This window comes from Ancylobacter sonchi, assembly GCF_018390695.1.
GTDB classification, from domain to species: domain Bacteria; phylum Pseudomonadota; class Alphaproteobacteria; order Rhizobiales; family Xanthobacteraceae; genus Ancylobacter; species Ancylobacter sonchi.
In genome coordinates, this window is record NZ_JAHBGF010000011.1 from 15,017 (window position 1) to 28,675 (window position 13,659).

General features: G+C 68.9%; 9 protein-coding genes. 4 read left to right on the forward strand and 5 right to left on the reverse strand.

Annotated features, from left to right (window positions below; all coding sequences use genetic code 11):
• Positions 1–32 precede the first annotated feature (32 nt).
• Together gltB and KHC28_RS03540 are read left to right on the forward strand one after the other, a co-directional pair.
• On the forward strand, positions 33–4,775 hold the full coding sequence (gene gltB / locus KHC28_RS03535) for a glutamate synthase large subunit (protein WP_214006956.1): 4,743 nt from the start codon (positions 33–35) through the stop codon (positions 4,773–4,775).
• Between the two features lie 185 nt (positions 4,776–4,960).
• Positions 4,961–6,385, forward strand: coding sequence for a glutamate synthase subunit beta (locus KHC28_RS03540; RefSeq protein ID WP_214006957.1), 1,425 nt, complete (start codon positions 4,961–4,963; stop codon positions 6,383–6,385).
• Positions 6,386–6,752: 367 nt separating this feature from the next.
• On the opposite strand, the gene KHC28_RS03545 is transcribed toward KHC28_RS03540, so the two are convergent.
• A complete protein-coding gene (locus KHC28_RS03545) occupies positions 6,753–7,001 on the reverse strand; it encodes a hypothetical protein (RefSeq protein WP_214006958.1) in 249 nt (82 codons plus the stop codon).
• A gap of 3 nt (positions 7,002–7,004) precedes the next feature.
• On the opposite strand from KHC28_RS03545, the gene KHC28_RS03550 reads away from it, so the two are divergent.
• On the forward strand, positions 7,005–7,553 hold the full coding sequence (locus KHC28_RS03550) for a glycosyltransferase family protein (RefSeq protein ID WP_214006959.1): 549 nt from the start codon (positions 7,005–7,007) through the stop codon (positions 7,551–7,553).
• A gap of 32 nt (positions 7,554–7,585) precedes the next feature.
• Here the strand turns inward: KHC28_RS03550 and KHC28_RS03555 are convergent, their stop codons facing one another.
• Together KHC28_RS03555 and KHC28_RS03560 are read right to left on the reverse strand one after the other, a co-directional pair.
• Positions 7,586–8,926: a GAF domain-containing protein gene (locus KHC28_RS03555; protein WP_214006960.1), complete on the reverse strand. Its 1,341-nt coding sequence runs from the start codon at positions 8,924–8,926 to the stop codon at positions 7,586–7,588.
• A complete protein-coding gene (locus KHC28_RS03560) occupies positions 8,923–9,408 on the reverse strand; it encodes a hypothetical protein (protein WP_214006961.1) in 486 nt (161 codons plus the stop codon). Before KHC28_RS03560 ends, KHC28_RS03555 begins: the two co-directional genes overlap by 4 nt.
• A gap of 184 nt (positions 9,409–9,592) precedes the next feature.
• On the opposite strand from KHC28_RS03560, the gene KHC28_RS03565 reads away from it, so the two are divergent.
• Positions 9,593–10,441, forward strand: coding sequence for an arylamine N-acetyltransferase family protein (locus KHC28_RS03565; protein WP_214006962.1), 849 nt, complete (start codon positions 9,593–9,595; stop codon positions 10,439–10,441).
• A gap of 4 nt (positions 10,442–10,445) precedes the next feature.
• Here the strand turns inward: KHC28_RS03565 and KHC28_RS03570 are convergent, their stop codons facing one another.
• Positions 10,446–11,894: an SGNH/GDSL hydrolase family protein gene (locus KHC28_RS03570; protein WP_214006963.1), complete on the reverse strand. Its 1,449-nt coding sequence runs from the start codon at positions 11,892–11,894 to the stop codon at positions 10,446–10,448.
• Positions 11,895–12,032: 138 nt separating this feature from the next.
• Complete coding sequence (locus KHC28_RS03575) at positions 12,033–13,349, reverse strand: lytic murein transglycosylase (RefSeq protein ID WP_246564260.1); 1,317 nt, start codon at positions 13,347–13,349, stop codon at positions 12,033–12,035.
• Between the last annotated feature and the right edge of the window lie 310 nt (positions 13,350–13,659).

Genomic DNA, 13,659 nt, shown 5'->3' on the forward strand with positions numbered 1-13,659 from the left:
ACACCGGCGAGGCGAGCAAACGGGAGGCTCCGATGAGCGAGGAGTTTGGCAAGATGGCCGTGTCGAGTTTCGTTGAGGGTTCGGTCCGTCCGGCCACGACGGACCGTGCCATCGTCAAAAATCCGTCCGTCGGGCGAACCGTGATCGATCCGGGCCTCCCGGCGGCGCAGGGCCTCTACGACCCGCGCAACGAGAAGGATTCGTGCGGCGTCGGCTTCATCGCCGACATCAAGGGCCGCAAGTCGCACCAGATCGTCAAGGACGGGCTGCAGATCCTGCTGAACCTCGAGCATCGTGGTGCCGTGGGCGCGGACCCGCGCGCCGGCGACGGCGCCGGCATGCTGGTGCAGATCCCGCACCGGTTCTTCGCCAAGGAAGCCGCCAAGCTCGGCTTCGCCCTGCCCCAGCCCGGCCACTACGCCGTCGGCCACGTCTTCCTGCCGCGCGATGCGGAAGGCCGTGAGATCGTCCGCGAGACCTTCGAGCGCGTCGTCGTCGAGGAAGGCCAGGTCGTGCTCGGCTGGCGCGACGTGCCGACCGACAACTCGCATCTCGGCCACACCGTGCTGCCGACCGAGCCCGGCCATGTGCAGGTGTTCATCGGCCGCGGCGAGGCGACCGCCAGCGAGGACGATTTCGAGCGCCGGCTGTTCATCCTGCGCAAGGTGGTGTCCAACGCCATCTATGACGCCAAGGACCCGCGCACGGCGGGCTATTACGTCGTGTCGCTGTCCTGCCGCACCATCGTCTACAAGGGCATGTTCAACGCCGACCAGCTCGGCACCTATTACTCCGACTTCCACGACGAGGATTTCGAGAGCGCGGTGGCCCTGGTCCACCAGCGTTTCTCGACCAACACCTTCCCGGCGTGGTCGCTGGCGCATCCCTACCGCATGGTCGCCCATAACGGCGAGATCAACACGCTGCGCGGCAACGTGAACTGGATGGCGGCCCGCCAGGCTTCCGTCGACAGCGAGCTGTTCGGCAACGACATCTCCAAGCTGTGGCCGATCTCCTATGAGGGGCAGTCGGACACCGCCTGCTTCGACAATGCGCTCGAATTCCTCGTGCAGGGCGGCTACGAGCTGCCGCACGCGGCGATGATGCTCGTGCCCGAAGCCTGGGCCGGCAATCCGCTGATGGACGAGGAGCGCCGCGCCTTCTACGAATACCACGCCGCCCTGATGGAGCCGTGGGACGGCCCGGCCGCCATCGTCGCCACCGACGGCCGACAGATCGTTGCCACGCTGGACCGCAACGGCCTGCGGCCGGCGCGCTACATGGTGACCAAGGACGACAAGATCGTCTGTGCCTCGGAAATGGGCGTGCTGACCTTCCCGGAAGAGGAGATCGTCACCAAGTGGCGGCTCCAGCCGGGCAAGATGCTGCTCATCGACCTCGAAGAGGGCCGCCTCGTCCCCGACGACGAGGTGAAGACCGAGATGGCGCGCAAGCACCCCTACAAGGAGTGGCTGAAGCGCACCCAGCTGGTGCTGGAAGAGCTCCGCGCCGTCGAGGCGCGCGAGGTCCGCACCGACGTGTCGCTGCTCGACCGCCAGCAGGCCTTCGGCTATTCGCAGGAAGACCTCAAGCTCCTGATGGCGCCGATGGCGACCACCGGGCAGGAAGCGGTCGGCTCGATGGGCACCGATACGCCGATCTCGCCGCTGTCGAAGAAGTCGAAGTCGCTGTTCACCTATTTCAAGCAGAACTTCGCGCAGGTTACCAACCCGCCGATCGACCCGATCCGCGAGGAGCTCGTCATGAGCCTCGTGTCGTTCATCGGGCCGCGGCCGAACATCTTCGACCTCGAAGGCAATTCGCGCCGCAAGCGGCTCGAGGTGCGCCAGCCGATTCTCACCAATGCCGACCTGGAGAAGATCCGCTCCATCGGCTTCATGGAGGAGCGGTTCGACACCCGCACGCTCGACATCACCTACCCGTCCGACAAGGGCGCGGCGGGGATGGAGGACGCGGTGGAGCGGCTGTGCGAGCGCGCTGAGGCGGCGGTGCATGGCGGCTACAACATCATCATCCTGTCCGACCGTCTCGTCGGGCCGGACCGCATCCCCATACCCTCGCTGCTGGCGACGGCAGCCGTGCACCATCACCTGATCCGCAAGGGCCTGCGCACCGCCGCCGGCCTCGTGGTGGAGACGGGCGAAGCGCGCGAGGTGCATCATTTCGCCTGCCTCGCCGGCTACGGCGCCGAGGCGATCAACCCGTATCTCGCCTTCGAGACGATGATCGACATGCGCGTCGACATCCCCGAGGAGGTCGACGAGTACGAGATCGTCAAGCGCTTCATCAAGTCGATCGACAAGGGGCTGCTGAAGGTGATGTCCAAGATGGGCATCTCCACCTACCAGTCCTATTGCGGCGCGCAGATCTTCGACGCGGTCGGGCTCAACACCGCGCTGGTGGAGAAGTACTTCACCGGCACCGCCTCGACCATCGGCGGCGTCGGCCTCGCCGAGATCGCCGAGGAGACGGCGATGCGCCATCGCGACGCCTTCGGCGACGCGCCGATCTTCCGCAACGCGCTCGATGTCGGCGGCGAATACGCCTACCGCCTGCGCGGCGAGGAGCACGCCTGGGATCCCGAGACCGTCGCGGTGCTGCAGCACGCGGTGCGCGGCAACGCGCAGGACAAGTACCGCGCCTTCGCCAAGCTGGTGAACGAGACCGGCGACAAGACGCTGAACATCCGCTCGCTGTTCCGCATCAAGGAGGCGGCTGAGGTCGGCTATACGCCGGTGCCGCTCGACGAGGTCGAGCCGGCGTCGGAGATCGTCAAGCGCTTCGTCACCGGTGCCATGTCGTTCGGCTCGATCTCGCGCGAGGCGCACACCACGCTCGCCATCGCGATGAACCGCATCGGCGGCAAGTCGAACACCGGCGAAGGCGGCGAGGAGGCCTCGCGCTTCAAGCCGCTGCCGAACGGCGACAGCATGCGCTCGGCGATCAAGCAGGTGGCGTCCGGCCGCTTCGGCGTGACCGCGGACTACCTCGTCAACGCCGACATGATCCAGCTGAAGATGGCGCAGGGTGCCAAGCCCGGCGAAGGCGGACAATTGCCCGGCCACAAGGTCGACGCGGTGATCGCCAAGGTGCGCCACTCGACGCCGGGCGTCGGCCTGATCTCGCCGCCGCCGCACCACGACATCTACTCGATCGAGGATCTGGCGCAGCTGATCTACGACGTGAAGAACGTCAACCCGGCGGCCGACGTGTCGGTGAAGCTGGTCTCGGAAGTCGGGGTGGGCACGGTGGCCGCCGGCGTCGCCAAGGCGCGCGCCGACCACATCACCATCTCCGGCTTCGAGGGCGGCACCGGCGCGTCCCCGCTCACCGCGCTGAAGCATGCCGGCTCCCCCTGGGAGATCGGCCTCGCCGAGGCGCACCAGACGCTGGTGCTGAACAATCTGCGCGGGCGCATCGCCCTGCAGGTCGACGGCGGCCTGCGCACCGGGCGCGACGTGGTGATCGGCGCCATGCTGGGGGCGGACGACTTCGCCTTCTCCACCGCGCCGCTGATCGCGGCCGGCTGCATCATGATGCGCAAGTGCCACCTGAACACCTGCCCGGTCGGCGTCGCCACCCAGGACCCGGTGCTGCGCAAGCGCTTCAAGGGCACGCCGGAGCACGTGATCAACTACTTCTTCTTCGTCGCCGAGGAAGTGCGGGAGATCATGGCCGGGCTGGGGGTGAAGACCTTCAACGAGCTGATCGGCCATTCCGAATGGCTCGACCAGAAGCCGGCGCTCGACCACTGGAAGGCCAAGGGGCTGGACTTCAGCCGCATCTTCGCCAAGCCGCAGGTCGGCCCGGACGTCGCCATCCGCCACAGCGAGAAGCAGAACCACCCGATCCATCACGTGCTCGACCGCACGCTGATCGAGAAGGCGATGCCGGCGATCGAGCATGGCGAGCCGGTGCGCATCGACACGCAGATCAAGAGCATCAACCGCTCGGCCGGCGCCATGCTGTCGGGCGAGGTGGCCAAGCGCTATGGCGAGGCCGGCCTGCCGGACGGCACCATCGATATCCATCTGACCGGCACCGCCGGCCAGGCCTTCGGCGCCTTCCTTGCCGGCGGCGTGTCGATGACGCTGGTCGGCGAAGCCAATGACTATGTCGGCAAGGGCCTGTCGGGCGGCCGCATCGTGGTGCGCCCGCCGGAGAACGCCGCCATCGTGCCGGAGAACTCGATCATCGTCGGCAACACCGTGCTCTACGGCGCTACCGCCGGCGAGGTATATTTCCGCGGCGTGGCCGGCGAACGCTTCGCCGTGCGCAACTCCGGCGCCATCGCGGTGGTCGAGGGCACCGGCGACCATGGCTGCGAGTACATGACCGGCGGCGTGGTGGTGGTGATCGGCCAGACCGGGCGCAACTTCGCGGCCGGCATGTCCGGCGGCGTCGCCTATGTGCTGGACGAGGACGGCAGCTTCAAGAAGCGCTGCAACCTCTCCATGGTGGACCTGGAGCCGGTCGAGGAGGAGGAAGACCTTCTCGAGCGCCTGCACCACCATGGCGGCGACCTGGAGTTCAAGGGCCGCATCGACATCATGGCCGATATGGGCCATGGCGACGAGGAACGCCTGCACCAGCTGATCGCCCAGCACCTGCACCACACCGGCTCGCAGCGCGCCCAGACCATCCTCGACAACTGGGCGGACTATCGCAGCAAGTTCGTGAAGGTGATGCCGGTCGAATATCAGCGGGCGCTGCGCGAAATGGAAAAAGCGCGCGGGCTGCAGGCGGCCGAATAGGCCGTCGCCCCGCGCCCGCCCGAACAAGGCGAGCGCGGGTCGCCCGGAGGTCCGGCATGGATCTCCGGCGCGGCTCGCGACGCGGCCCCCGCGCCGCGTCGTCATTTTCCAAATGGCACAATTGATGTATCTGGCTGCGGAGCTGGAACGCCTCCAGAGTGGCGATGCTCCGACGAGAGGGCGCGATGGGTAAGGTTACCGGGTTTCTCGAAATCGATCGGCGCGAGGCGAAGTATCAGCCGGCGTCCGACCGCATTCGCCATTTCCGCGAATTCACCCTGCCGCTGCCGGATTCGGAAGTCGCCAACCAGGCCTCGCGCTGCATGGATTGCGGCATTCCGTTCTGCCACGGGCCGAACGGCTGCCCGATCCATAACCAGATCCCGGACTGGAACGACCTCGTCTATAACGGCAACTGGGAGGAGGCGACGCGCAACCTCCACTCGACCAACAATTTCCCCGAGTTCACCGGCCGCATCTGCCCCGCCCCCTGCGAGGAAGCCTGCACGCTGAACCTCGAGGACGTGCCGGTCACCATCAAGACCGTCGAGCAGGCCATCGCCGACAAGGCGTGGAAGATGGGCTGGATCCGCCCGGAGCCCGCCGCGCACAAGACCGGCAAGAAGGTCGCCGTCATCGGCTCCGGTCCGGCCGGCATGGCCGCCGCGCAGCAGCTGGCCCGCGCCGGCCACGAGGTGCATGTCTATGAGCGCGAGCCCAAGGCCGGCGGCCTGCTGCGCTACGGCATCCCCGACTTCAAGATGGAGAAGCACTATATCGACCGGCGCGTCACGCAGATGGAAGGCGAAGGCGTCACCTTCCACTATGGCGTGAATGTCGGCGTCAACCGCCCGCTCGACGCGCTGCTGGAGAGCCACGACGCCGTGCTGATGTGCGGCGGCTCCGAGCATCCGCGAGATCCCGCCCTACCTGGCCAGGATCTCGCCGGCGTGCACTACGCCATGCCCTATCTGGTGCAGCAGAACCGTCGCCTCGGCCGCGAGGACGTCTCCGCCGAGGCGCCCATCCTCGCCTCGGGCAAGCATGTCGTGGTCATCGGCGGCGGCGACACCGCGTCCGACTGCGTCGGCACCGCCTTCCGCCAGGGCGCGCTGTCCGTCCACCAGCTCGACATCCGCCCGGTGCCGCCGCTGAAGGAAGACAAGCTGGCGATCTGGCCGTACTGGCCGACCAAGTTCCGCACCTCCTCCTCGCAGGCCGAAGGCGCCGAGCGCGAATTCGCCGCCGCCACGCTCGGCATGGAAGGCAAGAAGGGCCACGTGACCTCGGTGAAGTGCGCCCGCGTCGACGCCAAGCGCCAGCCGATCGCCGGCACCGAATTCCACATCAAGGCCGATCTCGTCTTCATCGCGCTCGGCTTCATCCATCCGGTGCATGAGGGCATGCTGGCGCTCGACGGCTTGTCGCGCGACAAGCGCGGCAATGTCGCCGCCGACGATCAGGACTACGCCACCTCGGTGCCGAAGCTGTTCGCCGCCGGCGACATGCGCCGCGGCCAGTCGCTGGTGGTGTGGGCGATCCGCGAGGGCCGGCAGGCGGCTCGCTCGATCGACACTTTCCTGATGGGCGCCTCGGTCCTGCCGCGCTGACCGGGTGGCGCGACCCGGCACGCCCGACAAGCGGCGTGCCGACATTGCCGGTCGATCGCTGCCGCCGCGAGCGGCGCGCGGCCTTGCCCTGTCGGCGATGCCCGCCTGGCCGATGCCCGGCGTAGCCGACAGCCGGCCCCTCTCCACGCATTGACAACGGACGGACGACGGCGCGGCGGGACTATGCCGCGCTGTCGTTGCTGTCGTTTTCCCTAGCTGCGAAACATCCGATCGATGGACGTGGCGACGCTCGTCATGCTGTAATCGAGATCATAATCGCCAATCTTTTTTGCTACGTCCGATCGCGTTTCGGTGGTTTCTCGATCCCGTTATTTAGGATTTTTGCAATATTTAGGGGCGCTCCGTGTCACCGTCCGTGACTTTCTGGAAGCAAGACGAGGAGATGGGGAATTTCGGAGATTCCCTCACCTTGCTTTACATGGACAGGATTTTCGAAGCGCGAAGCCGCTTCAGTTTCGGATCGGTGTATCTCGTCGGCAGCGTCATCGAGGATCGGCGCATCCGGCGCGCCCTCGCCGATGGATACGAGCAGGGCGACGGCTGCGGCCAGGCGATATTCTGGGGGTGTGGCCGACGTGCGGAACAGCGCCTCCATCCTGTGCTCGCCAACCGCGCGATCATTCTCGGCACCCGCGGCACCCTGACCCGCACGGCCCTGGGCCTGCCCAGGGGCACGCCGCTCGGCGATTCCGCGCTGATCCTGCCGAAATTCTACCGGCCCCATGCCCACCCGGCGACGACCGGCAAGGTGGTGTGGGTGCCGCATATCCACCATCGCGACCCGACGCCGGAGGATCTCGACGGCTGCCCGGACGCCGTCACCCTGCGTCCCGAAATCCCCAATACCGTCGAGGCCTGCGAACGGTTCATCGACGCCATCGTCTCGGCGCGCTTCGTCATGGCCAATGCGATGCACGCCGCGGTGATCGCGCTCGCCTATGGGGTGCCGTTCTGCTTCTGGGGCGGCTACCAGATCGACCTGCCGTTCAAATGGCGCGACCTCACCAGCCCGATGGATTTCCAGATGGAGTTCCAGCCCACATTCGCGGCAGGACAGGCGGAGTTCGACCGGCTGCGCCCGGACAAGGCCTTCCAGGCGTTCAACATCGACCCGCTGCTGAAGATCGCCCCGTTCAAGCTGCGTTGAACTGCCGGACGCCACCGTGACAACCCGCCCGATCAACCGGCCTGCTCGACGAGCGGCGTGCCGGCGACCTCCAGCCGGAGCAGGCCGCGCCCGGCGGGGACGATGCGCAGCGGCGCCTGTTTCTCCTCCAGCCGGCGGCGCAGCAGCAGGAGCCGGGTCTCCAGATTGTCCTTGAGGTCCGGCAGCCTCAGTTCCGGCGCGCGTCGTATGTCGCGATTGGCGAATTCGGTGCGTCCCTCCCGCCGGTAGCCCTCGACCAGCAGCATGAGCAGCCGCCCGGCGACGCCCTTGATGAGATAGGCATCGTCGAGGAACACCGCGTCGTCGAAGCGGTGATGGCGCAGGCGGAACGTGCCACCTCCCGTGGGTATCGGCGCGGAGGTCGATGGCCGCCTCAGTGCGTCCGGCTCCTCGCGCAGGCCGAGGCCGGCGGCGAGCGGCAGCGCGATCAGCGACAGCGCCGCCTCGTGCTCATGCGAGAAGGCGGCCCGCTCCGTCGATTCGGCGAACAGCACGCCGACCAGGCGGCCCTGCCGCAGCAGCGGCACCGCCAGCTGGCTCTGCGGCAGGGGGAGCCCCGGCAGCACGATATGGCGCTCGGCCTCCGCCTGTCCGGCCGACACGGCGGCGACATAGCGCCGGCCCCGGCTCATGTCGGCGATGCGCACCGGACGGCGGGACTCGCCGGCGAGGCCGATCGTGCCCTCGCCCAGCGCCACCTCCGAGCCGACGCCGCCCTGCGGATAGCCCCGGCTCGCCAGCGTCACCAGCCGCTCACCCGCCTCGTCCGGCACGAGCAGCATGGCATGGGCGATGCCGAGCGCCTGCTCCAGCCCCTCCAGCGCCCGGTCGAGCATGGCGCCGGCATCCGGCTCCGCCGCGAGCTCGGCAGCCAACGCGGCAAGCCGCTCCAGCGCGATCGGGCGCGGCGAGGCCGAGGGCGGCATCTCGATCGCCCCCGGCGAGGGAACGGCGGTGATGGCGTGCACGCGATAGACGTCCGCCGAGCGCAGCTTCATTACCCCGCCGAACCCGTCGCGGGTGCTCAGCGCGTCGAGATGCGCCGACATACGCGCGAAGAGCTCGCCGTCGTACTCCTCTCGCACCGGCTCGATGTCGAGGACATACTGGGCGCCGCTGCCGGCATCCACCACCATCAGCGTCGCCCGCCGGCGCCGCGCCACATTGGCAGCGGTCTTGGAGAAGAACTGGTTCGACAGCGCCACATGCGCCTCGTCGACGAAATAGACCTGCGAGAGATAGGACACGTTCGGCACGCCCGCCTCGTCGACGGTGGCGACGATGGAAGGGATGACGCCGTCGAAGCAGGCGCGCAGATCCGACAGCCGCCAGTCACCGCTCCCCGGTGTCATGCCGCGTCTCCAGCCGAGGACGCGCCGGTGAGACGCGAGCCCGCCTGCGGCCCCGGGGTCTGCGTATAGAGCGACAGCGGGCGGTAGGCGACCCGCACGAGATCGCGCTCGGTCAGCCAGGCCGAGATGGGACGCGGCGGCACGCCGAGCGCGCCGAGCCGCGCCGACATGGCGGCGATGTAAGAAAGCGCCCGCGCGCGATCCTCCTCGCCGGCCTCAGCGAGCGCCTCCACCTCGGCCTTGATCTGGTAGCAGCGATAATCCTCCGCCCGCACGAAGGTGATGGCGAGCGGCGCGGCGGTTTCGAGATTGGCGAGCAGGAGCGGCCATTGCGCGCGGGAAACCAGCGTCTCGAAGGCGCCGGCATCGAGACGGCGGGTGCCGACGCCGCGCCCGATGGCGGCGACCATCGCGGCGTCGCGCGAGGCGAGGATCGTCATCACCGCCCCCTCGATGAAGGTCGCGACCTCCGCCTCGATCATGCGCCCTCCCCCGCCCCGGACTACCATCGCGCAGCTTAGGATAGTCTTAGGAGGCCGGCGCACCGCTTAGCAACTATTTAGGAAGCGGCCCGACCGGCATCGACCTATCCCAACGGCATCCGAAACCCGCCCTCGCCCCGGCCCTGCACGCAGGCGGCGAGGCCGCATGCCCGAAGGACACGACATGACCGCCGCTGCCGACACCACCCTCACCCAAGCCGAGCTCGATGCCTATCTCGCCCGCATCGGCCTGCCGCGCCCCGCGACGCCGGACCTCGACGCGCTGCGCGCGCTGCACCTCGCCCATGTGACCAGCTTCACCTGGGAGGCGATCGACGCCTTCATGGGCTGGCCGATCGACGCCTCCCCGCGCTCGGCCTTCGCCAAGATGGTCGGCGGCGGCCCGGCCTACCGCCGCGGCGGCTGGTGCCATGAGATGAACGGCCTGTTCGGCGCCGCGCTGTCGGCACTCGGTTTCCGCGTCACCCGGCTGTGCGGCGGGGTGCGGCGGGTCGATTTCGGCGACCTCGCGGTCGGCAACCACCTGACGGTGCAGGTCGACCTCGACGAACCCTGGCTCGCGGAGGTCGGACTCGGCGACGCGCTGTTCGCGCCGATCCCGATGCGGCCGGGCACGGTGGTGCAGCGCGGGCGGGCCTATGCCATCACCGAGGAGGACGGCGGCTGGCTGCGCTTCCACAATCACGCGCATGGCGCCGCGCCGAGCTTCGACTTCCGCCCCGGCTATGGCGACGAGGCACGCATTGCCGGTGCCCATACCTTCCTGATCACCGACAGCTCGTCGCCCTTCATCGCCAATCTCGTCATCCAGCGGCACGCCCCCGGCCGCACCGAGGGCATCTTCAACCACACGCGCCGCATCCTGACCGACAGCGGCGTGGAGGAACGCCGCATCTCCGGAGCGGACGAGTTCGGCCACCTGCTCGCCGAAGTGTTCCAGCTCGACGTGCCGGACAGCGACGCGATCTGGGCGCGGGTGACGGAGACCAAGCGCGACTGGCTGGCCGCCTGAACCGTCAGGGAGTCGTCGGAGCCGGCGTACCCATGGGGAATGGAGCCGCGGGAGCCGCGGCGGGGACAGCAGCCTCGGCGGGCGCCTTGGGAGCGGCCGCCGGGGCGATGGCGCCGTCCTCGGCGCGCTGCGGCGGCGTCCAGCTGAAATCGTCGGTGCGCCCGCTCACCGCCGGCAGCGGCTCGCCGCGCACCAGGAGCCGCACGGCGCCGTCCTCGGTCTCCGGCGCTGCCACGCCCGGAGGCGGAGGAGCAGCCACTGGTGCCACCGCGCCGGCCAGCGTGCGGGCGCCGACTCCGGCCCCCGCCCCGGTCAGCATGATGATCGACGGCCGCGCCGCCACCGGATCGCCGGGCGCCGGCAATTCCTGATGCTCGAGCCGCGGGCCGAGCTCGCGGTCGACGAAGAAGGCGAGCTTGCGCCCGCCGGCACGGGTGAAGCCGATGCCGTTGGCGGTACGCAAGCGGCGGCGCTGTCCATCCACCGCCGGGCCGGACATCATGAACTTGCCGTTCTCGTCGACGAAGCCGTCCCAGACGTCGACGAAGCTCACCCCCGCCCGCTCGGCATGCTCGGCGAGCAATTCGTTGAGCCGGGCGTTGCGCTCGCTGGCATCGGCATCGTCGACCGGCGGCAGGCCGACCAGCACCACCGGGCGGCCCTGCAGCTTCAGGCCGAGCAGCAGATCGTCAATGCGCCGGCCATAGATGGCCCGCCAGCGCTCGTCGAACAATTCCGCACTGCCGGCGCCGTCGCGGATCGGCGCAAGGTCGGCGCTGCCGGCGAAGATCACCACCGCGCTCGGCGCCTCCGAGGCGACCAGCGTGCGCCCGCCATTGATCCAGTCATAGGAGCTGCCCGGCGCGAAGCCGGAGCCGGCTTCGGCATGGCCAACCACCGCAAGGTCCTCGCGGTCGGCGGCGAAGGCGTCGGCGAGCCCCTGCGCCAGCGTCTCGGCATATTCGTCGCCGAGCACCAGCACCAGCCCCTTCAGTTCCTCGCCGCGCTCCTCCCGCGCCTTGGCGGCGCTGGCATAGACCGTCCCGCGCGGCTCGGCGGGGGTCTCGACCGCCGGCCGCGACGGCGCGGCGACGGCAGGAGGTGGCGGCATCAAGTCACGCGGTCGGCCCGGCGCATAGCGCGGCTCGTCCGGTGGCTGGAACAAGTCGATGAAGGGCTGGAACGGATTCCAGACACGCGGCTGCTGCGGTGGCGGCGCCTGGCGCTGCGGGGCGGCCTGCGGCTGGCGGCGCGGCTGCTGCGCCGGTCGCGCCCGCTGCGGCTGTTGCTGCTGAGGGGGCGCGGCGCGCGAGGGTTGGCCGACATCGGCGGGCGGGCGGAACCAGTCCGCCTGCGCCAGCGCCGGCGCCTCGGGAACAACGAGCATCAGCAGACCGAGCGCCGTGCCGGCGAACAGCACCCGCGCGGAAGGCGCGCCGCCCTCCGGTCCCATCCGCCGTCTCTGCCCCGTCCGGTCCGTGAGATCCATCGTCCGCAAGCGGTGAACCAATATCGCGGCGGTTTCAAGCCTCATCGGCCGGCATCGCGGCGACGGCGACCGATGAGGCGGGCACGGCGCGAGGTCCGCACGCTAGTTGCGCAGCCGGTCCAGCACGTCGCCGGTGGGATGTCCGTCGGGCAGCATGCCGACGCTGACCTGGAACTCGCGCACGGCGATGCGGGTCTTCTGCCCCATGGTGCCGTCGGCCGAACCGGGATCGAAGCCGCGCGAGGCAAGGCGCTGCTGTAGCTCGGAACGCTCGGCGCGCGACAGCATCCGCATGTCCTCCGGCCACGGCGTGACGAACGGCCCACCGCCGCGAATGCGGTCGGCGAGATGGCCGATGGCGAGCGCATAGGCGTCGGCCGGGTTGTAGGACAGGATGGCGCGGAAATTGTCGGTCATCAGGAAGGCCGGGCCATTGGCGCCGGAGGGCAGCAGCAGATAGGCCGTGGCCTCGCCATTCGGGAACGCCTGGCCGCTCGCCCGCGTCACGCCCAGCGCCGCCCATTCGCGCAGCGGCTTGCGGATGCTCTTGTCGGCGAGCAGGTAGTCGAAATTGCGCGGGGCGACCACCTCGTAGCCCCAGCTCATGCCCGGCTTCCAGCCGCCGCGCTTCAGCTTGTTGGCGGTGGAACCCATGGCATCGGCAACGGAATCGACGACGTTGCGATGGCCGTCGCCGTCGAAGTCGATGGCGTCGCGCTGGAAGGCGGTCGGCATGAACTGGGTGAGGCCGAAGGCGCCGGCCCAGGAGCCGCGCAGATGGCTCTCGGGAATGTCGCCGCGATCGACGATGCGCAGGGCGGCGACGAATTCGTCGCGGAAATAGGCCTGGCGGCGGCCGACGCAGGCGAGCGTCGCGGTGGCCTGGATCACCGGATAGGAGCCGCGCGCCCCGCCATAATTGGTCTCGATGCCCCAGATCGCCGCCACCACATAGGGATCGACGCCATAGGTGCGCTCGACCGCCTGGAAGACGGCGGCGTTCTCCGCCATAGCCTGCCGGCCCTTCTGGATACGGGTCTCGGAGACCAGCATCTCGACATACTCGCCGGGCGTGCGGGAAAATTCCGGCTGGGTCTCCAGCTTCTTCATGATCGACATGTCCGGGGTGAGCCCGGCGGTGAGGCGACGGAAGCCGGCGGCCGACACCCCGGCCTGGCGGGCCTTGGGTTCCAGCGACGCGATGCAGCGGCTGAAATTCGCCTCCGCCGCACGCAGCGCGGCCGGCTGCATGTCGGGATGCGACGAGCCGGTCGGCTGTGCCGGCGCCGAGGCGATGCGCGGCGGCGGCGGTGCCGCCCGCGCCGGCATGGGCGGGGGCCCGGAGGTGGCGACGGTGCCGGTCACGTCCTCCGAGAAGGCGCAGCCCCCGAGCCCGATGGCGAGGACAAAAGCGGCCATCCCGCCCGTTAGGCGGCTGCCGGAAACCGACGCTGTACGCATGTCGAGACCTCTGATACGCAAGTCCGTACCGATTAGGGCCTCGGCATGTTTTACGTGGACTTAACGTCAGTTCGGTTTTTGACATTTCCCAGCGTGAGGGGCGCGATAATACCTCCACGCAACCGATCTCCGCGACGATGCTGCGGTGGAGAAGCCGGAACTGTCACATGATTTTTGTCATTGGCAGGCTTCACACGTTAAGTTGAGGTTCATACGCGCCCACCTAGACCGATCCGGCTCGACCCGCTCATTTTTCAAGAACGGACCC